Origin of the sequence: Paenibacillus woosongensis (assembly GCF_009725165.1) — a bacterium.
GTDB lineage: Bacteria > Bacillota > Bacilli > Paenibacillales > Paenibacillaceae > Fontibacillus > Fontibacillus woosongensis.
On sequence record NZ_WNZW01000005.1, the window covers coordinates 142,715 to 167,879 of the forward strand.

Here is a 25,165-nt window from a genome sequence, read left to right on the forward strand (position 1 = left end):
TATGACCGACTTATTTGGAATAGGATGGATTGCAGTGATGTTTGGATTTTTCCATAAAAATACCCTGACCAGGATTTGTGCCCTGGTCAGGGTCATTTGTTTTTTCTAGGTTTACTATGATGGGAGCGTGTATCAATCACGGGGGTGGCTGTTCGCGATAAAGCTATGCGTCATGCGGATTTTTTCTCAGGCCAGCTTCTCATCCAGAAAAATGTTTTCCAGCGAGATCCTTTCCCGTTCGATGCTGTAAATTCTGATTTTACACTCCACCGCAGCTTGGACAATCTCCGGGATCACCTCTTCTTCGTCGAGCTCAATCTCAACATAAGGGGTTTTACACTGCACGGCACCAGCCATCTGCTGCAACCGATCCAGCCATAGGCTTTCTTCAGATTGATCGCTGGCTTGGTATTTGATAGTTATGTTGATGCTGCGGGTATGTGCCTCGCGAAGCTGTTCTAAGGTTCCCATTTTTTCGATTTTTCCATGGTTAAGAATAGCCACCCGATCACAGATGCGTTCAATTTCTTCGAGATTATGGGACGTCATGAATATTGTAATGCCTTTAGATGCTAGCGTACCGATCAATTGACGAATTTGCAGTGCGGACTCGACGTCCAGCGTCGAGGTGGGCTCATCTAGAAAAATCAGCTCTGGGGAGCCGATCAAAGCTTGAGCGATGCCTAATTTTTTTCTCATTCCAAGTGAGAATTGCCCGATTTTTCGGCCTAAATCCTCTCCTAGACCTACCGATTCAAGCAGGTCGACAAGCGAGTCCTTTCGGGCAGAAACCCCTTTAACTTGAGCGAAAAATTTCATATGCTGAATGGCCGTCATTTCACTGTAGTAATTACTGTTGTCCGGTAAGACACCAATGCGCTGTTTGATTTTATTCATATGCCTGTAGGGTGTATTTAGGATCTCGATTGTGCCAGAAGTTGGTGTTAAAATGCCGGTCAACATGTTGATGGTAGTACTTTTGCCAGCTCCATTTCTTCCGAGAAGAGCGAATACTTCTCCAGTCTCTAGACTAAAGCTGATATCATGCACGGCCTTCTTCGTTTTATACTCTTTAGACAATTGGTTTACGACTAATGCTTTCATGCTTATAAATCCTTTCTCTGAAATAAAACCACGGCGGCTGCTAAGAAGACAAGGACCTCGGCCGCAGTTACGAGCAGCAGTGCTGGTTGTTCAGACATAGGGTAGTAGGGAAGCACATAACGTAAAGCACGGATCGGCACAACGGAGGAGAACATGCTCCAGATTCCAAAAATCGGCAGGGCCAAACCGAGCAGCACACTCAGAATCACGGAATAGGCGTGGTGTATCACTACGGTCGATAGCATAACGCAAATGCTGGACAGGAAGGCAAGATATACCCATAGAAATAGCAATTCATGAATGACAAAGGTTCGCGTGATGAAGGATACCAGTACAAATGAAATAAGGGATACGATGACCCAAAATAACCAAACCGCCAAGAACTTGCCCAGAATCACTGAAGGGCGGGAGGTTTTGGTAATCAAAAGACGGATACGCTGCAGTTGAATGTCGCGATTCACAATATCATGCGATAGAGTAAGCACAAATAGAGCCCCAAAGATAACCAGTATAAAGGATAATCCAGCCAGAGCCGTAGCCGACGGATTCGAGGATTCGTCCATAAACAGGGGGCTATTTCTCAAGCTGCGGGCGGCTAAAATGGATATTCCGGTAATAAATAAAACGATTAAAATAGATTTAATTCCTCTAATTAGGCCGACGAATTCTTTAATTACTATTCCTTTCATAACAATTCTCCTTCTCTTTTCATCCCCTATACATTCTTTGATCCTCGAGTGAGCCATTTGCCAATAAGCCCGACCACGGCTAATCCTCCGAAAGTGAACATCAGAGTCTTGTACTCATAGAAAAAGAAGCGGGTAATCAAGTAGCCGACAACACCTGCTAAACTTAACAGTTCAAACAGTTTACGCATAAATATCTCTCCTGTCTCTTACTCGCTAATCGTATTCCTATTGAGTTAGCAAATATTATGATAAGTTACAAAAAAATACCTGTCAATTGTTGGGTCTCTCAGAGCTGTACTGCTGCCGTTTGCAGGCTTGCTGTTGTATTTGCGAAAATATCGATCTTTGGATTGAAACAATAAAAAGCCCTGACCAGGTAGAGTGTCCTGGTCAGGGCTTTATGAGTTTTAAGGCTGGGTTTTCTGCGAAGTGACATCCGGATCGGCTAGAAAGGAAGTGATTGGCATCGAGGCCGCGCCTAGGGCGGTGCTGCGAATGCCCAGCTCGGCGAAGGCGACCTGCGTCTTCTTCATATGATAGGACAAGCTGCGGCTCTCCAGCGTATGCAGCATAGGCTCCTGAAGCAGATCTCCAGCCATCGACAGACGGTTGCCGATGACAATCAATTCAGGATTCAGAATATTGACGAGGTTCGCTAGGCCGACGCCCAGATGGTTTCCTGTTTCTTGCAGCAGGGAGAGCGCATCGGGATCGCCTGCCCGGGCAAGGTTCAGCAGGCGATCCAGCCCTTCCTCATCGGAAGCGGCCGAGCTGTCCTTCCAGCGCTGGGCTGCACGATCGAGCAGCGCCTTCTCCGAAGCGAGCGTCTCCCAGCAGCCGCGGTTGCCGCATCGGCAGAGCGGGCCGTTCTCGCTCACCGTCATGTGGCCCACTTCGCCGGAGAAGTTGGAAATGCCGCGGTACAGCTCGCCGCCGACGATCATGCCGGAGCCGATCCCCACGCCGATGCTGATATAAATCAAATTGGCGGCATCGCGTCCGGCCCCGTACAGCTTCTCGCCGATCGCTCCCGCATTGGCTTCATTGTCTATATGAACATTCTCTCCGAATTCGGATATGAGCAGATTCTGCACAGCCACATTGTTCCAGCCCAGGTTCGGGGCGGAGACGATCCGGCTTTTCTCATCGACCAGTCCCGGTACACCGATCCCGATGCCGACGATGCCGTAAGGCGATTCGGGCGCCTTCTTGCTGAGCCAGTGGATCATTTTGCGGATTTGTTCAAGCGCATGATCAGGTGACGAATCCTCCAGGGGAACCGTTCGTTCCCGAATGACGTTCCCTTCCAGGTCTACGAGCAGTGCAAACAGATCGTTGACGCGGATATCGATGCCGATGGCATATCCGGCGCCGCGGTTGAACAGCAGCAGCGTAGGCTTCCGCCCGCCGCTCGATTCGCCGGGGCCGATCTCGGTGACCAGCTGGCTCTCGATCAGCTCGGAGACAAGCGAAGATACAGTGGCTTTATTCAGGCCGAGCGTAGCGGCGATATCGGCACGGGACAAGGGCTGCCGCTGACGAATCGTATCCAGCACGAGCGTTTTGTTCATTTTCTTGATCAGTTGCTGATCGCCCGTAATTTTCATGATGATACCCTCGATTCTACATAAAAGATAACTACATCATACACATAACGGTGATGCTAAATCAATAACTTAGTTAGTTTACTAGACAAACTAAGTCGGCCGTGTTAGGATAAAGATATCAAGCAGCATGCCTCGTCTAAATTTGGGTCATGCTACTAATAATCATCATGATGTAAAGGCTTACTTTCCACAAGTAATTCCAAATCAGACTGGGAGGATTTCAAGTATGAGTTATTTCAAGAACATTAACAAAATCCAGTACGAAGGTTCAGGCTCCAACAATCCGCTGGCATTCAAACATTATAACGAGGACGAAGTCGTTCTTGGCAAAACGATGAAAGAGCATCTTCGTTTTGCGGTGGCTTACTGGCATACCCTGACGATGGACGGAAGCGACCCGTTCGGTCAAGCAACCATGATTCGTCCATGGGAGACTCGCACAGGTCTTGATCTTGCGAAGGACCGCGTGGAAGTAAACTTCGAATTCCTGGAGAAGCTCGGTGCTCCTTACTTCGCGTTCCATGACCGCGACATTGCTCCTGAAGGCGCAAACCTGAAAGAGACGAACGAAAACCTGGACGTTATCGTTGCTAAGATCAAAGAAGGCATGAAAGCTACCGGCGTAAAATTGCTCTGGAACACAGCGAACATGTTCTCCAACCCTCGTTTTGTTCACGGTGCAGCAACGACTTCCAATGCTGATGTATTTGCTTATGCAGCTGCACAAGTAAAGAAAGGTCTGGAAACAGGTCTTGAGCTTGGTTCTGAAAACTATGTATTCTGGGGCGGCCGTGAAGGCTACGAGTCTCTGCTCAATACGGACATGGGCCTTGAGCTCGATAACCTGGCAAGATTCTTCCATATGGCTCTGGATTATGCGAAAGAAATCGGCTACACAGGCCAATTCCTGATCGAGCCTAAGCCGAAAGAGCCTTCCAAGCACCAATACGACTTCGATGCGGCTACAACCATCGCATTCCTGCAAAAATACGGCTTGGCAGACCACTTCAAGCTGAACCTGGAAGCGAACCACGCGACACTGGCTGGACATACGTTCGAGCATGAGCTGCGCGTTGCACGCCTCAACAACATGCTGGGTTCCATCGATGCCAACCAAGGTGACCTGCTGCTTGGCTGGGATACGGATGAATTCCCGACAGATCTGTATGCAGTTACACTGGCAATGTACGAAATTCTGGAGAACGGCGGCCTTGGCGCTGGCGGCGTGAACTTCGACGCGAAGGTAAGAAGAAGCTCCTTCGAGCCGGAAGACTTGTTCTACGCTCACATCGCAGGTATGGATACCTTCGCCAAAGGACTTAAAGTAGCGGCTAAACTGATCGAGGACAAATTCTTCGACAACTTGCTGGAAGAGCGTTATGCCAGCTTCAAGAGCGGCATCGGAGCTGACATCGTATCCGGTAAAGCCAACTTCAAGACGCTGGAAGCTTACGCGCTGCAAAACAGCGAGATCCGCAACAAATCCAGCCACCTGGAATTGGTTAAAGCTCGCTTGAACGAATATATTTTCGCTACGAAATAAGATCACTACGAAATAAGAGCAATGATACAAGGGGACGCTGGACGTCCCCTTTTGAATATGAGAAGTAGTTCAAAAAGTCAATCTTTGATCACGAAGTAGCACAGGTGGTTCATTCGACATCGAATCTTGAATTCAGCCGAGCTGAGCCTATGCTTCCGGAGTCGTTTTCTTCGAAAACGTGCGGCTCCACTCCTCAGTCTCTAGCTTCATTCAACCTAAGGCGTTTTGAAAAAACGCACATCGAAAGCATACGCCTCGGTGCTGAAAGATTTACTTTTTGAACACTTATTATAAGAAAAACTTCTAATTGGTGAAGGGAGAGTCACGGATGAAATACGTAATCGGAATCGATCTGGGCACTAGCTCGGTAAAGACGCTGCTGGTAGGCCAAGACGGAGAGATCAAAGGAGAAGCAACGGCAGCTTATCCGCTTATTCACGAGCGCCCGGGTTACAGTGAGCAAGATCCTGAAGAATGGGTAAAAGGCACGATCACCTGCCTCAAAGAGCTGATGAAAAGCAGCGGCATCGCTGCCGAGGATATCGAAGGCGTCTCGTTCTCCGGCCAAATGCACGGTCTTGTGCTGCTGGACGACAAGAATGAAGTGCTGCGCCATGCCATTCTGTGGAACGATACCCGCACGACGAAGCAATGCCGGGAAATTGAAGCCAAGCTCGGCGACAAGCTGCTGGACATTACCAGAAACGCAGCATTGGAAGGCTTTACGCTGCCGAAAGTCCTGTGGGTGCAGGAGAACGAGCCGGAGCTATTCGCCAAAGCGGCACGTTTTGTGCTGCCGAAGGACTATTTGCGCTACCGCATGACAGGAAACGTACACATGGAACTGTCCGATGCGGCGGGTACGCTGATGCTGAACGTGCCGGAAGCGAAATGGAGCGAGGAGATTCTGGAGGCATTCGGGCTGTCCAGCGATTTTGCGCCTCCGCTGGTCGGAAGCACCGAAGAGACCGGAACTTTGCTGCCGGAATTTGCTGAACTGACAGGGCTTTCCACGAGCACGAAGGTATTTGGCGGTGGAGCGGACAACGCTTGCGGCGCTGTTGGAGCCGGGATCGTGCGTCAGGGCGATGCGCTGTGCAGCATCGGTACGTCCGGTGTTATTTTGTCGTATGAGGAAGATAAAAATAAAGATTTTGGCGGTAAGGTGCATTTCTTCAACCACTCTCATCCGGGGGCTTTCTATGCGATGGGCGTTACGCTGGCGGCAGGATACAGCATGAGCTGGTTCAAGGATTCGCTCGCGCCGGAACTGAGCTTCGACGAGCTTTTGAAGCCGGTAGCCGATATCGCTCCTGGAGCGGAAGGGCTGCTGTTCACGCCTTATCTGGTCGGCGAGCGTACGCCGCATGCGGACAGCGTCATCCGCGGCAGCTTCATTGGACTGTCCGGTACGCATCGCCGCGAGCATCTCGCCCGCGCTGTGATGGAGGGCATCACCTTCTCGCTGGCAGAATCGCTGGAGCTGTTCCGGCAAGCGGGAATTAACGTGGAGCGCATTATCTCGATCGGCGGCGGTGCCAAGAATCCGGTATGGCTGCAAATGCAGGCGGATATTTTCGGCACGCCGGTCGTCGCATTGAACAACGAGCAGGGCCCGGCTATGGGCGCAGCGATGATGGCAGCGGTTGGCAGCGGATGGTTTGACAGCCTGAAGGACTGCGCGGATAAATTCATCGGCTACCGTGCCACGTACGAGCCAAATGCAGCGAATGTCGAGAAATATGCACGGTTGTTCAAGCTGTACCAGCAAGTATATTCGGCAACCCGTTCCTTGAACGAGGGATTGCAGGAGTTCAGAGAGCAGTAATCGCAGCAGGAACAGCTTAAGCAGCAATGGTGGACGAAAGCGCAAGAGCGCAAAAAGCCAGAGCAATAGTGAAAGAGAGCACCTTCCAGGTGCTCTCTTTGGCGTAAAATGAACAAATCTGCTTCAGCCATTCGTGAATATAGACGGTAGAATAAACCTAAAGGAAATTGCCTTTTGCAGGGGCGATTTCCTTTTTTTTATTTCATCGGGCGGCGTCCCTTATAAGAAATTTGCCCGCGGCCGTGTTATAATAAGCGATATTCTGAGGAGGTTACCATGATTATCGGCAATGTATACCGAAAGTATTTCAAGAACAATCTGTTTTTGAAAATGATTCTGTTCTTTTCGATTATCATGATTGTGACAATTATAACGTTCTCGTACTTGATGTTCTTATCCTTATCGGAGGCTGCGGTGCAGCGTCAGATGAACATCCAGAAACGGGCGGTTGAAAGCGTTAGCAGTTATGTCAGCGGGAAATACGAATCAGTGCAAAATATGATGCGCGATGTGTACCGGGACAGCGAGCTGGCGAGCAACACCTCTTTTCTTATGGAGCATCCCTATGAAGAGTATGTCCGGTTCAGATTGGATAAGTTCTATAGCGATATCGGGGCAACAACCGATGCGGTTCAGTTCTTCCGCAATAAGATGGAGGATGACCCCGACATTCGCAGCTTGATGCTGTACAGTGCGGATCAGCAGCAATTATATGTCTACAATCAGCATAAGCAGTTCAAAATCATCCCGACAAACGCGGCCCGCTCTTTCGTGCCGGATGCGATGTACCTGGAAGAAGAGGCCCAGGTATCGATCCCGAACATTTGGGTACGGAAAATTGTGAATTTGCCAGATCAGCAGATGTACTCGCTTCGCGTCCCGGTGAACAACAAGCAATCACTGCGCAATGTCGGGCAGCTCCTCGTTTATTTTGACGCGGAGAAAATTTGGGGGAGCCTGGCGAATTACCGCGATGATTTTAAAGGGACGATCGTCGTGCTGTCCGCGCACGGCGACGTCTTGTTCGACACTTCAAATACGTTGTACGGCAGCAAGTATCCGTATGCAGAACAGGTCAGCTCCATTTATGACACTGGGGTAATCGGTGAAGACATGATCATCACGAAGCTGACCCAGAGCCAGGGAGGATATACCGTGCTCAGCGCGGTGCCAAAGGAAGAGCTTGCCGCTACCTACCGGGGCGTGCGCAATTCGATCATTACGATCGCCTTGATTTGCATACTGGTCGCCATTATCGTGCCATCCTTGTTTATCGGCAATTTTGCTAGACGGATCTATAACATCATCCGTTTGATGAGAAAAGTAAAGAAGGGCGACCTGAAAGCGCGTATCGATGATCCCCGGGAGGACGAGCTTGGACAAATATCCAAGAGCTTCAACGATATGCTTGATGAACTGAATTTGTATATCGACCGCGGGCTCAAGGCGGAAATCAAGCAGAAGCACGCGGAGCTCGCCGCGCTGGAGGCGAGGGTGAATCCCCACTTCCTGTACAATACGCTTGAAGTCATTCGCATGCGGTCCATATCCCACGGAGCCCATGATGTCGCGGAGATGATTTACAGCCTGTCCGTGCTGTTCAAGAGCTTTGTTCAGCAGAAAAGCAACTATACGCTGAAGGACGAGCTGGAGGCTTGCCGCTTGTATCTGGAGCTGTTTCGCATCCGGTACAAGGATAAGTTTTCCTACAGCATCCGATGCGATAAGCCGTTTGAGAGCATTCCCATTTTTAAAATGTCGCTGCAGCCGATCATTGAAAATTACATTCTGCATGGCATGAGGGCGGACAGGAATGACAATCATATTGAAATATCCGTACAGCCAAGCGGCGAGGATTGTATCGTCCAGGTCAGAGACAATGGCAAGGGTATTGCGCGGGAGCGGCTGGAGCAAATCATGACTGGACTGTATCATCCGGACAAGAACGCGGAATCGTTCGGGCTGCGCAGCATCCATGAGAGACTGGGGCTGCTCTTTGGCGACCGTTACGGCCTTGAAATCGAAAGTGAAGAAGGACAGGGCACCACACTTACCATTCGTTTTCCCCGGAAGGGAGAGGGGGTAATCAACCATGTTTAAAGTGTTTATCGTAGACGATGAGCCGTTCATTATCGAGGGGCTTTACGATATTGTGGATTGGGCTAAGCTCGGCATGGAAATTGTGGGCCATGCGGAGAATGGCGCGATTGCGCTTGAAGCGATGAAGGTAACGCCAGCCGATATTCTAGTTACGGATATTTCAATGCCCGTGATGAATGGATTGGATCTGATCCGGCATGTCCGGGCTGTTCATCCCGAGTTGAAAGTCATCGTCCTTAGCGGATATAACGAGTTTGATTACTTGAAAGAAGGCATGGCGCTTGGGATTGAGAACTATCTGTTGAAGCCGATCAATTTGGAAGAATTCAAGGGAACCTTGAGAACGGTTGTGCAGAAGCTGAATCTGAACCGGTCGGAGCTCGCCTTGAACGAGCAAAGCATGCGGATATTGAGGGACAATGTGATGTATCGCTGGCTGCAGGATCAGATTAGTCCGAAGGAGTTCCAGGAGCGTGCCGACCTGCTGGGCATTGAGCTCGATCAGCGGTATGTGCAGGTATCCATACTGCGAGCCGGGCATTCTATGGCAGAGGTGTTCGATTCTGTGATGAATCAGCTGAGTTCGTCGGAGAATGTTGTGCCCTTCCGGGATATGGACGGCGACATTGTGCTTGTGTTCAACGCGGATGATGTATCGTCGTGCAAGGAGGATGCGGAACGAATCAGCGATAATCTGCGCCTGCTCCTGTCCCCCCATAACAAAATTTGTGCATCACTTGGCAGCGTGGAGAAGGTGGAGGATGCCTCGCAAAGCTACAGTCATGCCAAACGGGCACAGGAATATTTCATGGTCAGATCAGCCGACCGGATTTTACGTTATGAGGATTTGGCTAGCCAGCAGCAGGAGACGCGCCTCGGAGATTGGCCGATCGACTGGAATGAATACAAGAAAGAAGTTATGGCGAAGGATAAGAAGGCATTGTTTCTTCGCATCGAGAAGGACTTCGCTTATCTGCAGCAATTGGAGGGTATGACGCCGGATCTGCTGCAGGAGATTGCGATGGAATGGCTGATTCGCTTTAAGATGCTGCTGCAGGAAATCACCCATACCGATGATCCGGAGCCGTACAAGGGTGGGCTTAGCCAAATTCGGAGGGCGACAACCTCGGCCGAACTGATGGAGATGATCAAGGAAGCGGCAGCTATGACGGTGGATCTGCTTGAACGCGACGTGAAGAGTCCGGTCGTCCAGCAGGTGCTAAATTATATTCATGATGCGTACAATCAGGATTTGTCGCTGAAGGTGCTTGGCTCGATGTACAATATCCACCCGGTGTACCTGGGACAATTATTTCATAAAGAAGTCAATGAGACGTTCACCGAGTATATTAACCGATACCGGATCGAGAAAGCGAAAGAGCTGCTGCGGACGACGAACATGAAAGTACAGGAAATCGCACGGAAGGTCGGGTATTGGGAGACGGGTTATTTTTATAAACAATTTAAAAAATATGTCGGCATATCGCCGACTGAATTCAAAGGGCTTAGCTAGCGGAACATGCCGCTAGAAAGCCCTTTCTTTATTTTATACATGATTTATTTAATTTCGCTTCTATTTGAAAATGCTTTCATAAATTACAGTAAAGATAGTCCTACTAAGGAAATCAAGGCGAAAAGCCAGCCGCGAATGGCAGTCTGGCCGCTTCCTCCACCAGCAATCGCATCATGAATAATTTGGAAGTCCGGAGGAACGATAGCGTTGTTATGCTGCAGATCATTCGGAGGCTACACCAAAGGGAGGTTCATAGGTAATGGCTAAACAAAGAAAAAGATTGTCTCTGCTTCTCGTATCCTTGATGGCGCTTACACTTGTGCTGAGCGCATGCGGAGGCGGCAAGGCGAGCGACAATGGAGCGGCTTCTGGCGCTGGAGGCAGCTCCGACAAGCCGGTTGAATTGATTTGGTACACGATCGGCACACCGCAGAAAGATGTTGACAAAGTGATGGAGGAAGTCAACAAATACACCAAAGAAAAAATCAATGCAACGATCAAAATGAAAATGATCGACTTCGGCGATTACACGCAAAAAATGCAGGTCATGGCCGCATCCGGCGAGCCGATGGACATTCTGTTCACCAGCTCCTGGGCGTTTGATTACGTGCAAAATGCGCGCAAAGGCGCATTTATGGAAATCGACGAGCTGCTGGAGACGCATGGCCAAGGCATCAAGGAAGTACTGGATCCTGCGTTCCTGGAAGGCTCCAAGGTTGACGGACATAACTACGCTGTTCCGGCCAACAAGGAATTACCAGCACAGGAGGTTTACCGCTTCAATCAAGATTTGCTTGATAAATACAATTTAGACATTTCAAACGTTCGTTCTCTGGAGAGCCTTGAGCCTCTGCTGAAGGTCATCAAGGAGAATGAGCCCGGCATCACGCCGTATGCCATCATGAGTGACCATGTGCCGCTTATGCCGTTCGACTATGTGATTGAAAAAATGCCGATGGCTGTATACATGGACACCAAGGACTATAAAGTCGTGAACATCCTGGAAACTGAGGAAGCCAAGGAAACATTGAAGACGATGCGCAAGTTCTATCAAGCCGGCTACATTTCTCCAGAGGCAGCGACCACGACTTCGGTAGACGATTTGTATAAATCCGGAAAATGGTTCTCGGATCGCGCTGCTACACAGCCGCTAGCCAATAACCTCTGGTCTGCAAGCTATGGTTATCCGGTAACCTCAACGCCAGCTGGCGATGCTTATGTATATAACTGGTCCGTGATGGGCTCGATGCAGGCGATTTCCGCAAACTCGAAATACCCTGAGAAAGCTATGGAATTTCTGAATCTGCTTAACACAGACCCGGTGCTTCGTAATATGATCGATTCCGGGATCGAAGGCGTCCATTATGAGAAAGTCAGCGACAATGTCATGAAGAACCTGGAGGAATCCAAGAATTATGACATGCCAACCTTCTCCCTGGGGAACATCCTGATCACTTACTTGAACGAGAACGATCCTGCAGACAAATGGGAGCAATTCAAAGAGTTCAACGAATCGGGTAAAAACGCGCCGCTGCTGGGCTTCAATTTCGATGCAACAAATGTAGCGAGTGAAATTGCTGCTGTGCAGAACGTGAAGGACGAATTCTGGGCATCCCTTATGACGGGTACAGTAGATCCGGAAGAGTACCTGCCAAAAGCAAACGAGAAATTTAAAGCCGCAGGTCTGGATAAGATTATCGCGGAAGCTCAAAAACAGATTGACGAGTGGAGAGCTGCAAACAACAAGTAGGAACGAATCGAAGATCGGGCGGGTGATTGGCCCTCCCGGTCTTCTTTTTCAATAACCAACAGGAGGGGTAAGCGTGAGGAAAATCGGCAGCTTTTTTAAAGACATCGCCAAAAACAAAGTGATGCTGCTCATGGTTTTGCCGGGTGCATTGTGGTTTCTCTTCTTCTCCTATCTGCCGATGCTGGGTACCGTCATTGCCTTTAAGCAGTACCGTTTCCATAGAGACGGCTTCTGGGCGAGTATCGTGAACAGTAAGTGGGTCGGATGGGACAATTTCAAGTTTCTGTTCAGCACAAACGACGCATTCGTTATTACGCGCAACACGCTGCTGTATAATCTAGCATTTATTTTTATCGGCTTAGTATTGTCGGTATTGATGGCCATCGTACTCTCTGAGATTGTGAACAAACGCTTAGCGAAAATATATCAAACCGGCATGTTCCTCCCGTATTTTTTGTCCTGGGTCATCGTCGGCTATTTCGCTTTCAGCTTCCTGAGCTCCGAACGCGGGCTGCTGAATCAAGTGTTTAAAGGCCTTGGCATGGATCCTATCCAATGGTATGCCGATCCGAAATATTGGCCGTTCATTATTATTCTGGTCTATCTGTGGAAGGCGGTCGGCTACAACAGCGTCGTCTACCTGGCGGCGATTATGGGAATCGACAGGTCGCTATACGAGGCGGCGATGATCGACGGTGCGAACAAATGGCAGCAAATCCGCCGCATCACGGTGCCGATGCTTGCCCCGATCATTACGATTATGACGCTGCTTGCGGTCGGGAAAATATTCTATGCGGACTTCGGTCTCTTCTATCAGGTGCCGAGAAACTCCGGAAGCCTATATGCCGTTACGAATGTCATCGATACGTACGTGTACCGCGGCCTTAAGACGACAGGCGAAATCGGCATGAGTACCGCAGCTGGCCTGTATCAGTCCATCGTCGGCTTTACGCTCGTTATGACGTCAAACTACATCGTGCGCAAGTTCGATAAGGACAATGCGTTGTTCTAGAAGGGAGTGAGAAGCAACATGGCGCAGAGTGCTATAAAAACAAGAGATTTCCACCATTTATCCAAGCCTTGGAATATGATATTCAATCTGATTGCCGGCATTTTTTCTTTTGTGTGCGTATTTCCATTTCTATTCGTAGTCATCATTTCCTTCACGGATGAAGGAGTATTGGCGCGTGACGGCTATCGTCTACTGCCTGCCAAATGGAGCTTTGAAGCCTACAAATACGTGTTTCAGACGGGGGATACGCTGCTCCGTTCGTACGGAGTAACGATATTCGTAACCGTTGTAGGGACGATAATCAGTTTATTGTTTATCGCATTTTATGCTTATGCCATCTCGCGCAAAAGCTTTAAATATCGCAACTTTTTCTCCTTCTTTGCTTTCTTTACGATGCTGTTCAACGGCGGGCTCGTTCCGACGTATATCGTTACGACGCAGCTGCTCGGCCTGAAAGATACAATTTGGGCGCTGATTCTGCCGCTGGCCGTTAATGCGTTCTATATTATGATTCTGCGGACCTTCTATAGCACGAGTGTTCCGGATGCGATTCTGGAATCGGGTAAAATCGACGGCGCAGGCGAATTCCGTATTTTCCTGAAGCTTGTATTGCCGCTGTCTCTGCCGGGCCTCGCTACGATCGGGCTGTTCAGCACGCTGGGCTACTGGAATGACTGGTTCAATGCCCTGCTCTATATCGACGATCCTAATCTGGTTCCGCTGCAATCCATGCTGATGCGGATCGAGACAAGCATGCAATTCATTATGCAAAACTCACAGAATAGCTCACTTAGCCTGGAGGCGCTGCGTTCGATGCCGCAGGATACATCCCGTATGGCGATGGTTGTTCTCGCGACGGGGCCGATTATTTTTGCTTATCCCTTCTTCCAGCGCTATTTCATTCAAGGTCTAACCATCGGCGCTGTTAAAGAATAAGATCATCGAGGTAGAGGAGAGAGTGGAGACGATGACCAAGATCTATAAAGATAGGCAGAGACCAACGGAAGAACGGGTAGAGCATCTGCTCGGGCTTATGACTTTGGAAGAGAAGGCGGGACAGCTGATTCAAACTTTCGGCTGGCAAGCCTATGAGCATATAGATGGAAAAATCAGTCTTACGGAATCCTTCAAGGAACAAGTGAAAAACGGAGGCATTGGTTCTCTTTACGGCACGCTTCGGGCTGACCCATGGACAGGGGTTACGCTGGAAACGGGGCTGTCTCCCCGGAAAGGGGCTGAGGCGGTGAACGAAATTCAGCGCTACGCCATCGAGAATTCCCGGCTCGGCATCCCGATTCTGATCGGGGAGGAGTGCTCTCACGGACATATGGCGATTGGCGCGACGGTGTTCCCTGTGCCGCTGTCGCTGGGCAGCACCTGGAATGTGGAATTGTACCGCGAGATGTGCCGTGCGGTCGCTTTGGAGACGAGAAGCCAGGGCGGCGCGGTCACTTATTCGCCTGTGCTGGATGTCGTTCGCGATCCGCGCTGGGGCCGGACGGAGGAATGCTTCGGGGAGGATCCATACCTGATCGGCGAAATGGCGGTCGCTTCAGTGGAAGGATTGCAAGGGGATTCGTTAGATCGGGAAGATACTGTTGCAGTTACCCTGAAGCATTTTGTCGGTTACGGCAGCTCCGAAGGGGGCAGAAATGCCGGGCCTGTGCATATGGGCAAGCGGGAGCTGCTTGAAGTGGATATGCTGCCGTTTAGAAAAGCGGTTGAAGCAGGCGCGAAGTCCATTATGCCGGCTTACAACGAAATCGACGGGGTGCCGTGCACGACGAATCGGGAGCTGCTGGACGATGTGCTTCGCAAGGAGTGGGGCTTTGATGGCATGGTCATTACTGATTGCGGAGCAATCGATATGCTCGCGGCAGGTCATGATGTGGCCGAAGACGGAATGGATGCCGCGATTCAGGCCATTACGGCAGGCATCGATATGGAAATGTCCGGCGAAATGTTCGGCAAGTACCTGGTTGAAGCGGTACGCCAAGGCAAGCTGAATGAGGAAGTGGTCGATACGGCCGTGCGCCGGGTGCTGACGCTGAAATTCAAGCTGGGCTTGTTCGAGCGTCCGTATGCCGACCCGGAGCGGGCGGCGGAGGTGATCGGCAGCGATAAGCACAAGGAGCTGGCTCGCCGGATCGCTGGCGAAGGCATCGTGCTGCTGAAGAACGAGGACGGCATTCTGCCGCTGTCAAAAACGGCAGGCAAGGTCGCGGTTATCGGGCCGAATGCAGACGCGGGCTATAACCAGCTTGGGGATTACACGTCCCCTCAGCCGAAGGATAAGGTGGTCACTGTGCTGGACGGCATTCGCAGCAAGCTTGCCGGCCAGCCGGAGCGAGTGCTGTATGCGCCGGGCTGCCGGATTAAAGGCGATTCCAGGGAAGGCTTCGAATATGCCTTGTCCTGTGCGGAGCAGGCCGACACGATCGTCATGGTCGTTGGGGGCTCCAGTGCCCGTGATTTCGGCGAAGGCACGATCGATTTACGGACGGGAGCATCCAAGGTGACGGAAAATTCCTGGAGCGACATGGACTGCGGCGAAGGAATTGACCGCATCTCCTTACAGCTATCCGGTGTGCAGCTGGAGCTTGTGCAAGAGATTCACAAGCTGGGCAAACCGGTCATCGTCGTCTACATTAACGGGCGGCCGATTGCCGAGCCGTGGATCGAGGATCATGCCCAAGCTGTCGTAGAGGCTTGGTATCCGGGTCAGGAGGGCGGCCATGCGGTCGCAGACGTGCTGTTCGGCGATGTGAACCCGTCAGGACGGCTGACGATCTCGATTCCCAAGCATGTCGGCCAGCTCCCGGTCTACTATAACGGCAAGCGCTCACGGGGCAAGCGTTATTCGGAGGAGGACGCCCAGCCGCGTTATCCGTTCGGCTACGGATTGAGCTATACGGAATTTGCGTATTCCAATTTGCGCGTAGAGCCGGCGGTCATTTCGGCGGATGAAGAGGCGGTCGTCAGCGTCACGGTGACGAATGCCGGCCAGCTTGCGGGAGCAGAAGTTGTGCAGATGTATGTTTCGGATGTGGCCAGCAAAGTGACGAGACCGGCCAAGGAGCTGAAAGGCTTTGCGAAGCTCCAGCTCGCGCCGGGCGAAAGCCGGGAAGTGAGCTTCAAGGTCGGCCGGGAGCAGTTGGAGTACATTGGGCTAGATCATAAACCGGTCGTGGAGCCGGGGCAATTCAAAATTTATGTCGGCAAGCACGTGAACGACGGACAGAGCGTCGAGCTGAGGGTACGGGAGGAGGAATAGCGATGGAGCGGATCAGAAGATTCATTCGTGAGCTGTCGGAGCATCAATGGCTGGAGTATCGCGAGCTGACGGAGTGGGATATTTCTTATGCGACGTACCATTTGCCTGGCCAGTACGAGCATTTCGGAACGTATGCCGATGGACGCGATTTGCAGCGGTTCCCAAGTATGCAGGGGACGACGTATTTTTTCAGGCGGCAGCTTGAAATTCCTGCGGCCTGGCTTGACGGGCGTAATAGGCAAAACGTACATGACGGGCGTAATGGAGCTATCGGGCTTGCCGGGCATGATGAGCAACATCAGCGGAACGGACATAATGCGCATATCGGCCTCATCTTCGAATCGGGCGGAGAGGGACTGCTTCGGATAAACGGAGCCTCTTATCAGGGGCTGGATCGCAACCATACGTTCGTTACGCTGCGGCCGGAGCGGGATGGCAGCGTCCTCGACCTGGAAATCGAACTCTTCGATCCGATCCCCGAACCGGAAGATCCACTGAACCAGCAGGCGGTCATCCAACCGCCGATTACGTCGATCCGCAGCAGCTTGGTGCTGGTAAATCGCGCGGTGCAAAGCCTGATGTACACGGCTGTGATCGCCCGCGATTCCATCCTGCTGCTGCCAGAGCAGGATTTTCGCCGCACCCGGCTGATGGAGGCGCTGTACCAGGCGATGGATCAGTTCGTTGCTCTCAGCGTGGCGGAGATTCGCGACGGAGGAGCTATAGAGCATGTAGAGCAAGAATTAAAGGAAAGAATCCGGGAGATCGGCGGCAATGCGGAAGGTACGCTGCATATGGTTGGGCAATCGCATATCGATATTGCCTGGCTGTGGCCGGCACGAGAGACGGTTCGCAAGGTGAGCCGCACGTTCTCTACTGTGGATGCCTTGATGGAAGAATATCCGCAGTATCAATATGCACAGAGCCAGCCGCAATTGTTCGCTTATTTGAAGGACAACGACCCGGAGCTCTACGAGCGCGTCAAGGCTAGAATCAAGGAAGGGCGCTGGGAGCTGGTTGGCGGCATGTGGGTCGAACCGGATTTGAACATTCCGAGCGGCGAATCGCTGATGCGGCAAATGCTGTATGGCCAGCGATTCTACCAGAAGGAATTCGGAATGACCTCGGATATCGAATGGCTGCCGGATACGTTTGGATACTGCGCCTCGCTGCCGCAAATTTTGCGGCACGGCGGCATACGTTACTTCATGACCACGAAGCTCGGCTGGAACGACACGAATGTGTTCCCATATGATCTGTTCCACTGGGTTGGCATAGACGGTACGGCGATGCTGTCCTATCTGAACCATGGCGTCAACGAAAATACGCTGCCGAAGGATATCCATGATCACTGGCAGTCCTACCGGGAGAAGGCCAAGCATAACGAGCAAATGCTGCTCTATGGACATGGGGACGGCGGGGGCGGCGTGACCCGCGAAATGCTGGAGTATATCGACCGCGCAGAGCTGATGGTTGGCCAGCCGGCCAGCCGCTACAGCACGGCGAAGGAGTTCTTCGCCGGGATCGCGGAGGCTCAGCCGAAGCTGCCGGAATGGCATGGTGACTTGTATTTGGAGCTGCATCGCGGAACGTATACAACCCATGGCCGGAACAAGCTGAACAATCGCAAGGCGGAGATTTTGTACCGCGAGGCAGAGCTGTGGAATGCGCTCGGGGCACAGGCTATGAAGCCGGAGCTGCGGCAGGAGGCGGATCAGCGCCTCCATGACGGCTGGAAGCTCATCCTGCTGAACCAGTTCCACGACATTATTCCGGGCTCGGCGATTACCGAGAGCTACGTCACCTCCATGAAGGAGTATGCCGAAGTCTTCGAGCACGGGGAGACTGTGCTGGGGTTCGGCATCCAAGCGCTAGCGGAAATGATTACAACCCTGCCGGGGCACGGCAATGGCGGTTATGACATAAATCCGGACACAGGGGCAATGGCAAGCAATGGCAAGCCTTACATCATATTTAACAGTCTGGGCTGGAGCCGCAGTGAAGTCGTTGCCATTGAATTAGAGGAGAGCGATACAGAGGGGACTCCTATCTCCACAGGGGTGGCTGCTTATGATGCACAAGGGCATCGCCTTGCAGTTGACGTCAGCAGCGATGATCAGGGTATGCGAACGGTATGGGTTTTGGTGAAGAACATTCCCGCCTTTGGTTATACGACGATTTGGCTTGAGGCTGATCGCGTGACGGCCGGGCTCGATACGGATTCGGTCGCTGATGAAGCTGCACCAGCTCAAGATAAGCAGCAAGATCTAGCGGTCTGGGAGACGGAGTATTACCTTGTCCGCTTCAATGACCGGGGAGAAATCGTCAGCTTGTTCGACAAACTGGCCAGCCGGGAGATCGTGAAGCCAGGGGAAGCGGCCAACCGGTTCCATTTCTTCCATGACCGTCCGACATTATGGGACGCATGGGATATCGATGAGCGTTATGAACAACAGCCGGCGGGAGAAGCGGAGCTGCTGGAGAAGCGCATTCTATGGACGGGGGCAACCAAGGACGTGCTTCGATTCCGCTGGAGCATCAGCCAGTCAGTCATTACGCAGGATGTGATTTTCTATCACGATAACCCGCGCATCGACTTCAAGACGCATGTCGACTGGAATGAAGCCCACAAGCTCCTCAAGGTCGGATTCCCGATCGATGTTGTTACGGACAAAGCGACCTATGAAATTCCTTTCGGGGCACTGGAGCGCACAACCCATCGCAATACGAGCTGGGAGCAGGCTCAGTACGAGGTGTGCGGCCACCGTTTCGCTGATGTGTCCGAGCGGGGCTACGGTGTAAGCCTGCTGAACGATTGCAAATACGGCTACGACGTGCAGGGCAGCACGATTCGCCTGTCCCTGCTGCGGGCGCCCAAATGGCCGGATATTAGCGCGGATCTTGGCGAGCATGAGTTTACATACTCGCTCTACCCTCATCAGGGTGACTGGCAGTCTGCGCATACGGTAAGGCAGGCGTCCGAACTGAATCATGCTTCCGTCGTTGCGGCCGCAGAGCCGAAACTAGGGAAGCTTCCTGCGGAGCATTCTTTCATCACTTTTACGGGACGGCATGTCATTGTCGATACCGTCAAGCCGGCGGAGGATGGAAGCGGGACGGTCCTGCGCCTCTACGAATCTTCCGGAGGCCGGGAGGACGTGGAACTCCGCTGGGCGCAGCCTGCTCAGGACGTATGGCTCTCTAATGCGCTGGAAGAGGAAACGGAGCGGCTGAAGAATGACAACGGGGTCATTGCTCTGTCTTTTGCGCCCTATGAAATCAAGACCATCAAGATCAAGCATTCATTGTTAAGCATCAGCAACAACATATGAGTTAGCAGTCATCATTAAGCATTCACGGCTTCATTCAGCCAATAGTTCTACTCACACTCATAAGCCTATACTACTCGACATATTAAGGAGAGAAACGACATGGAACAATTCAGATTACCGAAAATTCCAATGCCGAAGCTGGAGCTGCCAAGGGCTGTGCTGGAGGTATTGCAGGAAGCCGAGGAGAAGCTGGCGCACCGCCCTAAGCTGCTGAAGCTGTTCAAGAATACTTTTCCGAATACGCTGGAGACGACAACGAAGCTGATGGACGACGGCACGACCTTCGTAATTACGGGCGATATCCCGGCTTTGTGGCTGCGGGACTCCGTAGAGCAGGTCATTCATTACGTGCCGCTGGCCAAGGACGACGCTGATTTGCAGCGGATTATCGGCGGGCTGATCAAGCGTCACATTCAATATGTCCACATTGATCCGTACGCCAATGCGTTTAACGAGACAGCCAACGACTGGCACTGGAACACGACGGACGAGACGGAAATGTCGCCATGGGTGTGGGAGCGGAAATTCGAAATTGACTCGTTATGTTTCGTAGTACGGCTCGCTTATATGTATTGGAAGGAGACGGAGCGCACCGATATTTTCGATGCCGGGTTCAAGGCGGCGATGCGCAAAATCGTCGATGTATTCAAAACAGAGCAGCGCCATTTCGAGCAGTCCCCCTACCGGTTTACCCGCAATAACGGGATACCGGAGGATTCCCTTCGCAATAACGGGCTGGGGATGCCGGTCAACTATACCGGGATGATCTGGTCCGGCTTCCGTTCCAGCGATGATGCCTGTGATTTCCACTACAACATTCCGGGCAATATGTTCGCGGTCGTGGCGTTGCGCCAGATGCAGGAGTTCGCGGAATGGGTGTTCCGGGACATGGACTTCCTGGCGGAGCTGAAGGAGCTGGAGTTCGAGGTGGATCATGGAATCAAGCTGTACGGCATCTACCGCCATCCGGAATTCGGGCCGATTTACGCTTACGAAACTGACGGCTATGGCAACTACTGCCTGATGGATGATGCGGGAACGCCGGGGCTGATGTCGATTCCGTATCTTGGTTATGTGACGGCCGACGATGAAATCTATCAAAATACACGCCGCTTCGCACTGAGCAAGGAGAATCCATTCTACTTCGAAGGGAAGGCGGCGCGGGGCATCGGCAGCCCGCATACGCCTGAGAACTATATCTGGCATATGGCGCTGTCCATGCAGGGCATTACCGCTCGGACAAAGGAAGAGAAGCTGGAGATGATCGCCATGCTGGAGGCGACGGACGCGGATACAGGCTTTATGCATGAAGGCTTCCACGCGGACGATCCTGCGATATTTACACGCAGCTGGTTTGCTTGGTCGAACAGCCTGTTCTCCCAACTCGTGTACCGTGCGATGAAGGAAGGTATTCTGTAAGCCCGGCCATCTTGTGCTGTTGTAAGATTTTTGGTTATTAGCAAGCCCTTTGGTTATGGATTGAACCCCAATTTCACGATAACCCAAGTGTAATTTTCATACAAAGGAGACATCAACCATGAGCAAAATTATTGGAGAGTCCTTAAAAAATATCCCTTGGCAGGATAAGCCTGCCGGTCTGAATGCGCCTGTCTGGCGTTATTCAGCCAATCCGATTATCGAGAGAAATGCAATTCCGAATTCGAACAGTGTATTCAACTCCGCCGTTGTTCCCTTTGAGGGCAAGTTTGCTGGCGTGTTCCGCTGTGATTCCAGATCCGTGAGCATGGATATTTTCGCCGGATTTAGCGATGATGGTGTGAACTGGACGATCAATCACGAGCCGATCGTGTTTGAGGGCGACCCTGAAATCACCAAACGGGAATACCGTTACGACCCTCGGGTGATTAAGATTGGAGAACGCTATTATATTACCTGGTGCAACGGCTACCATGGCCCAACTATCGGAGTTGGCTATACGACCGACTTCAAAACGTTCCATCAGCTGGAAAACGCCTTTTTGCCGTATAACCGTAACGGAGTGCTGTTCCCGCGCAAAATCGGCGATTACTATGCCATGGTCAGCCGTCCTAGCGATACGGGGCATACGCCTTTTGGCGATATCTTTTATAGTGTAAGCCCGGATCTTACCTTCTGGGGAAAACATCGGTATGTGATGGGTACCGTCAACGGCGACGAATCCGCTTGGCAGTCCAAAAAAATCGGTCCTGGTCCGGTTCCGATTGAGACCGACAAAGGCTGGCTGCTGATTTACCATGGGGTTATCAATACATGCAATGGGTTCGTGTACCGTATGGGCTGTGCCCTGCTGGACCTGGATGAGCCTTGGAAGGTGATCGCTAGATCGCGCAACTATATTCTCGGCCCGGAAACCATGTACGAATGCGTAGGCGACGTGCCGAATGTAACGTTCCCTTGCGCCGCCTTGACCGATGCCGATACCGGCCGCATTGCCATCTATTACGGCTGTGCCGATACGGTGACAGGGCTGGCCTTCACGACGGTGGATGAGCTGTTGAACTATATGGAGGAGTACCCATTATAAGATGGAAGGCAGGTAATCGAGAATGAACAAAAAGAAGACAGCACACATCATTTCCCACACCCACTGGGACCGGGAATGGTATATGCCTTATGAGAAGCATCATGTAAGGCTGGTGCAGCTTATCGATGCCTTGTTGGACAAGCTGGACGGGGATAGCGAATTCCGCAGCTTCTATCTCGATGGACAGACGATTATTCTGGAGGACTACCTCCAGGTTCGCCCGGAAAATCAGGAGCGGCTGCAGCGGCATATTACCGCCGGACGCCTGCTGATTGGGCCTTGGTATATTTTACAGGATGCGTTTCTTACGAGCGGGGAAGCCAACGTGCGGAACATGCAGATTGGACACCAGGATGCCAAGCGTTACGGAGAGGTAGCCAAAATCGGCTACTTCCCGGATACGTTCGGGCTGGTGGGCCAGACGCCGCAGCTGATGCAGCAGTCCGGAATTACGAATGTATTCTTCGGCCGCGGCGTGAAGCCGACTGGATTCAACAATACGGTGTCGGACGACGGTTATGAGTCCTCCTTCTCGGAGCTGATCTGGGAAGGGCCGGACGGCTCCAAGGTGCTCGGCATTCTATTTGCGAACTGGTACTCGAACGGAAATGAAGTGCCGGTGGACGAAGCGGAAGCAAGGGCTTTCTGGGATCGCAAGCTGGCGGACGCCGAGAAATACGCCTCGACGAGCGAGCTGCTGTTCATGAACGGCTGCGACCATCAGCCAGTGCAGCTGGATCTGCCGAAGGCAATCGAAACGGCGCGGAAGCTGTACCCGGATACGGAGTTTGTTCATTCGAATTTCCCGGATTATTTGCAGGCGGTGGAGCAGGCTCTAGATAACGACAGTTTATCGACCGTCAAAGGCGAGCTGCGCAGCCAGCGTACGGACGGATGGGGCACGCTGGTCAATACGGCGTCGGCCCGAGTTTACTTGAAGCAGATGAACCAGGAAGGACAGGCGCTGCTGGAAAAGGTCGCAGAACCGCTAGCTTCGTTCGCTCATGTACTAGGCAAAGAGTATCCGCATCACTTGTTTACCTACGCCTGGAAGACGCTGATGCAGAACCATCCGCACGACAGCATTTGCGGCTGCAGCGTAGACGAGGTGCACAGAGAAATGGTGACGCGCTTCGATAAGAGCCGCCATGTGGCTGAGGCGATTATCGACGATAGCAAGCAGGTGATTGCGTCTAAGGTGGATACTTCGGTGTTCGCATCCTTTGGCGAAGATGCGCTGCCGCTGGTAGCGATGAACACGACGGGCTGGACTCGCAGCGGTACGATCAGCGTAGAGCTGGATGCAGCGCGCCTGTATTTGCGGGAAGGCTTCACGCTGGAAGAGACGGCTCTCCGGATGAAAGAGGTGGACCTTGCCGGCCGCGTGCTGGTAGATGATCAAGGGAATACGCTGGATGTGACGGTAGAGGATCTCGGTCTGTTGTTCGGCTACGATTTGCCGGATGACAAGTTCCGTCAGCCTTATATGTGCCGCCGGGTGAAGCTGACATTCCGGGCGGAGCAAGTACCTGCGCTTGGGCTGCGTGCGTATGCCTGGGTACGCCGTGCTGAGGCTGCCGCATCCCCTGTTGGCTCTTCCCTGCTGCGCGGCGAGCGCGTGATGGAGAACGAGCTGCTCCATGTCGAAATTGCCGGCGATGGCTCATTCTCGCTCACCGACAAGGCGACAGGCCGTGTCTACCGTGATCTGGGCGTGTACGAGAACACCGGGGATATCGGGAACGAGTATATGTACAAGCAGCCGGAGGGAGAAGCGGCGCTGACGACGAAAGGACTTCCAGCCCGCATTTCCGTATTGGAGAATACACCGTATCGCGCATCTATTCAGATTGCGCATGATTGGGAAATTCCGGCTTCGGCGGATGCCAAGCTGGATGAGGAGCAGCGCGCGCTTGTCTATTACCCGGAGCGCAAGGCGCAGCGCAGCCGGGAGACTGTAACCCTGAAGCTGCGGACGATCGTCTCCTTGGAGCGTGGCGGCAGAGGAGTTCATATCGAGACCACGATCGATAACCAGGCCAAGGATCATCGGGTACGGGCATTGTTCCCGACGGATCTGTCAGCTTCCGTACATCATGTCGATTCCATGTTCGAAATCCCGGTACGGGATAACGTCCCGGCGCCGGAATGGGCCAATCCAAGCAATACCCAGCATCAACAGGCGTTCGTGGACGTAAGCGACTCAGAGGCTGGGGCAGGGCTGACCGTAGCGAACCTCGGCTTAAATGAATACGAGGTGCTGCGCGATGGACGCAACACCATTGCGATCACGCTGCTGCGCAGCGTCGGCGAGCTTGGCGACTGGGGCCTGTTCCCGACGCCGGAGGCCCAATGCCTTGGGAAGCATACAGTACGGATGGAGTTGATCCCGCATTCCGGGGACGGTATGACGTCTGGCGCTTATGTGGAAGCCTACCAGTTCCAGATCCCATGGACGGTATGCCAGACCGGGGTGCATGATGGAGCGATTGCGCCGGCTTATGCGCCGATCCAATGGGGAAGCCCAGAGCTGGCGTTCACTTCGTTGAAAATGAATGAGGAGACAGGGGACCTGCTGCTGCGCTGGTACAATATGAGTGATCAGCATGCGGAGCTTACGCTGAAATCTGAAATTCCTCATCAATATTTCTATAAGACGACGATTCTGGAAGAACCGCGGGAGCCAATCTCCTCCGGGAACAGCCGTGAAGGATTGTCCATGCGGGTTCTCCCGAGCGAAATTGTAACCGTGGGCATACGCCGATAAGTGAAGCAAAAATTTATGCGATAAGACTGTCTTCAAGGCCGCAGGGCTGAGGGGGCAGTCTTTTTTAAGACCTGGTACCTTTAGATTTGGGCTTAAAATGGGAAAAAATATAATAACAGGTA

General features: G+C 52.2%; 16 protein-coding genes. 12 read left to right on the plus strand and 4 right to left on the minus strand.

Annotation, left to right across the window (positions count from 1 at the left end):
* Positions 1-186: 186 nt before the first annotated feature.
* The 4 genes from GNP95_RS14890 to GNP95_RS14905 all read right to left on the minus strand — a co-directional run bounded on the left by GNP95_RS14890 (position 187) and on the right by GNP95_RS14905 (position 3,400).
* Complete coding sequence (locus tag GNP95_RS14890) at positions 187-1,104, minus strand: ABC transporter ATP-binding protein (RefSeq protein ID WP_155611655.1); 918 nt, start codon at positions 1,102-1,104, stop codon at positions 187-189.
* Positions 1,105-1,106: 2 nt separating this feature from the next.
* Positions 1,107-1,793 (minus strand): ABC transporter permease, encoded by a 687-nt coding sequence (locus GNP95_RS14895; protein WP_155611656.1) that lies wholly within the window; start codon positions 1,791-1,793, stop codon positions 1,107-1,109.
* Between the two features lie 26 nt (positions 1,794-1,819).
* Entirely contained in the window at positions 1,820-1,981 is a 162-nt protein-coding gene (locus tag GNP95_RS14900) for a hypothetical protein (RefSeq protein WP_155611657.1), read from the minus strand.
* 219 nt (positions 1,982-2,200) lie between these two features.
* Positions 2,201-3,400 (minus strand): ROK family transcriptional regulator, encoded by a 1,200-nt coding sequence (locus GNP95_RS14905; protein ID WP_155611658.1) that lies wholly within the window; start codon positions 3,398-3,400, stop codon positions 2,201-2,203.
* 226 nt (positions 3,401-3,626) lie between these two features.
* On the opposite strand from GNP95_RS14905, the gene xylA reads away from it, so the two are divergent.
* The 12 genes from xylA to GNP95_RS14965 all read left to right on the plus strand — a co-directional run bounded on the left by xylA (position 3,627) and on the right by GNP95_RS14965 (position 25,043).
* Positions 3,627-4,943, plus strand: a complete 1,317-nt coding sequence (gene xylA / locus GNP95_RS14910; protein ID WP_155611659.1) for a xylose isomerase — start codon at positions 3,627-3,629, stop codon at positions 4,941-4,943.
* A gap of 328 nt (positions 4,944-5,271) precedes the next feature.
* Positions 5,272-6,771, plus strand: coding sequence for a xylulokinase (xylB, locus tag GNP95_RS14915; protein ID WP_155611660.1), 1,500 nt, complete (start codon positions 5,272-5,274; stop codon positions 6,769-6,771).
* A gap of 276 nt (positions 6,772-7,047) precedes the next feature.
* On the plus strand, positions 7,048-8,871 hold the full coding sequence (locus GNP95_RS14920) for a sensor histidine kinase (protein WP_155611661.1): 1,824 nt from the start codon (positions 7,048-7,050) through the stop codon (positions 8,869-8,871).
* A complete protein-coding gene (locus tag GNP95_RS14925) occupies positions 8,864-10,384 on the plus strand; it encodes a response regulator transcription factor (RefSeq protein ID WP_155611662.1) in 1,521 nt (506 codons plus the stop codon). Before GNP95_RS14920 ends, GNP95_RS14925 begins: the two co-directional genes overlap by 8 nt.
* Before the next feature lie 259 nt (positions 10,385-10,643).
* Positions 10,644-12,134, plus strand: coding sequence for an ABC transporter substrate-binding protein (locus GNP95_RS14930; protein ID WP_155611663.1), 1,491 nt, complete (start codon positions 10,644-10,646; stop codon positions 12,132-12,134).
* Positions 12,135-12,255: 121 nt separating this feature from the next.
* Complete coding sequence (locus GNP95_RS14935) at positions 12,256-13,146, plus strand: ABC transporter permease (protein ID WP_155611750.1); 891 nt, start codon at positions 12,256-12,258, stop codon at positions 13,144-13,146.
* An 18-nt stretch (positions 13,147-13,164) separates the two neighbouring features.
* On the plus strand, positions 13,165-14,082 hold the full coding sequence (locus GNP95_RS14940; RefSeq protein WP_155611664.1) for a carbohydrate ABC transporter permease: 918 nt from the start codon (positions 13,165-13,167) through the stop codon (positions 14,080-14,082).
* Between the two features lie 31 nt (positions 14,083-14,113).
* A complete protein-coding gene (locus tag GNP95_RS14945) occupies positions 14,114-16,420 on the plus strand; it encodes a glycoside hydrolase family 3 N-terminal domain-containing protein (protein WP_155611665.1) in 2,307 nt (768 codons plus the stop codon).
* 2 nt (positions 16,421-16,422) lie between these two features.
* The gene (locus GNP95_RS14950; protein ID WP_155611666.1) at positions 16,423-19,752 is read left to right on the plus strand and encodes an alpha-mannosidase; all 3,330 of its coding nucleotides are present in this window, start codon (positions 16,423-16,425) and stop codon (positions 19,750-19,752) included.
* Between the two features lie 99 nt (positions 19,753-19,851).
* Positions 19,852-21,171 carry a glycoside hydrolase family 125 protein gene (locus GNP95_RS14955; RefSeq protein ID WP_155611667.1) on the plus strand — a complete coding sequence of 440 codons (1,320 nt, stop codon included), beginning with the start codon at positions 19,852-19,854 and terminating at the stop codon, positions 21,169-21,171.
* Between the two features lie 118 nt (positions 21,172-21,289).
* Positions 21,290-22,276, plus strand: coding sequence for a glycoside hydrolase family 130 protein (locus GNP95_RS14960; RefSeq protein ID WP_155611668.1), 987 nt, complete (start codon positions 21,290-21,292; stop codon positions 22,274-22,276).
* A 22-nt stretch (positions 22,277-22,298) separates the two neighbouring features.
* Positions 22,299-25,043, plus strand: a complete 2,745-nt coding sequence (locus GNP95_RS14965) for an alpha-mannosidase (RefSeq protein ID WP_155611669.1) — start codon at positions 22,299-22,301, stop codon at positions 25,041-25,043.
* The last annotated feature ends 122 nt before the right edge of the window (positions 25,044-25,165 follow it).

What these genes read in the sequence shown, in the direction of transcription:
- GNP95_RS14900 (WP_155611657.1), bottom strand. Translation starts at nt 1,981, where the DNA reads ATGCGTAAACTGTTTGAACTGTTAAGTTTAGCAGGTGTTGTCGGCTAC.
- GNP95_RS14935 (WP_155611750.1), top strand. Translation starts at nt 12,256, where the DNA reads ATGCTGCTCATGGTTTTGCCGGGTGCATTGTGGTTTCTCTTCTTCTCC.
- GNP95_RS14965 (WP_155611669.1), top strand. Translation starts at nt 22,299, where the DNA reads ATGAACAAAAAGAAGACAGCACACATCATTTCCCACACCCACTGGGAC.
- GNP95_RS14925 (WP_155611662.1), top strand. Translation starts at nt 8,864, where the DNA reads ATGTTTAAAGTGTTTATCGTAGACGATGAGCCGTTCATTATCGAGGGG.
- GNP95_RS14890 (WP_155611655.1), bottom strand. Translation starts at nt 1,104, where the DNA reads ATGAAAGCATTAGTCGTAAACCAATTGTCTAAAGAGTATAAAACGAAG.
- GNP95_RS14950 (WP_155611666.1), top strand. Translation starts at nt 16,423, where the DNA reads ATGGAGCGGATCAGAAGATTCATTCGTGAGCTGTCGGAGCATCAATGG.
- GNP95_RS14895 (WP_155611656.1), bottom strand. Translation starts at nt 1,793, where the DNA reads ATGAAAGGAATAGTAATTAAAGAATTCGTCGGCCTAATTAGAGGAATT.
- GNP95_RS14920 (WP_155611661.1), top strand. Translation starts at nt 7,048, where the DNA reads ATGATTATCGGCAATGTATACCGAAAGTATTTCAAGAACAATCTGTTT.
- GNP95_RS14905 (WP_155611658.1), bottom strand. Translation starts at nt 3,400, where the DNA reads ATGAAAATTACGGGCGATCAGCAACTGATCAAGAAAATGAACAAAACG.
- GNP95_RS14945 (WP_155611665.1), top strand. Translation starts at nt 14,114, where the DNA reads ATGACCAAGATCTATAAAGATAGGCAGAGACCAACGGAAGAACGGGTA.
- GNP95_RS14940 (WP_155611664.1), top strand. Translation starts at nt 13,165, where the DNA reads ATGGCGCAGAGTGCTATAAAAACAAGAGATTTCCACCATTTATCCAAG.
- xylA (WP_155611659.1), top strand. Translation starts at nt 3,627, where the DNA reads ATGAGTTATTTCAAGAACATTAACAAAATCCAGTACGAAGGTTCAGGC.
- GNP95_RS14930 (WP_155611663.1), top strand. Translation starts at nt 10,644, where the DNA reads ATGGCTAAACAAAGAAAAAGATTGTCTCTGCTTCTCGTATCCTTGATG.
- xylB (WP_155611660.1), top strand. Translation starts at nt 5,272, where the DNA reads ATGAAATACGTAATCGGAATCGATCTGGGCACTAGCTCGGTAAAGACG.
- GNP95_RS14960 (WP_155611668.1), top strand. Translation starts at nt 21,290, where the DNA reads ATGAGCAAAATTATTGGAGAGTCCTTAAAAAATATCCCTTGGCAGGAT.
- GNP95_RS14955 (WP_155611667.1), top strand. Translation starts at nt 19,852, where the DNA reads ATGGAACAATTCAGATTACCGAAAATTCCAATGCCGAAGCTGGAGCTG.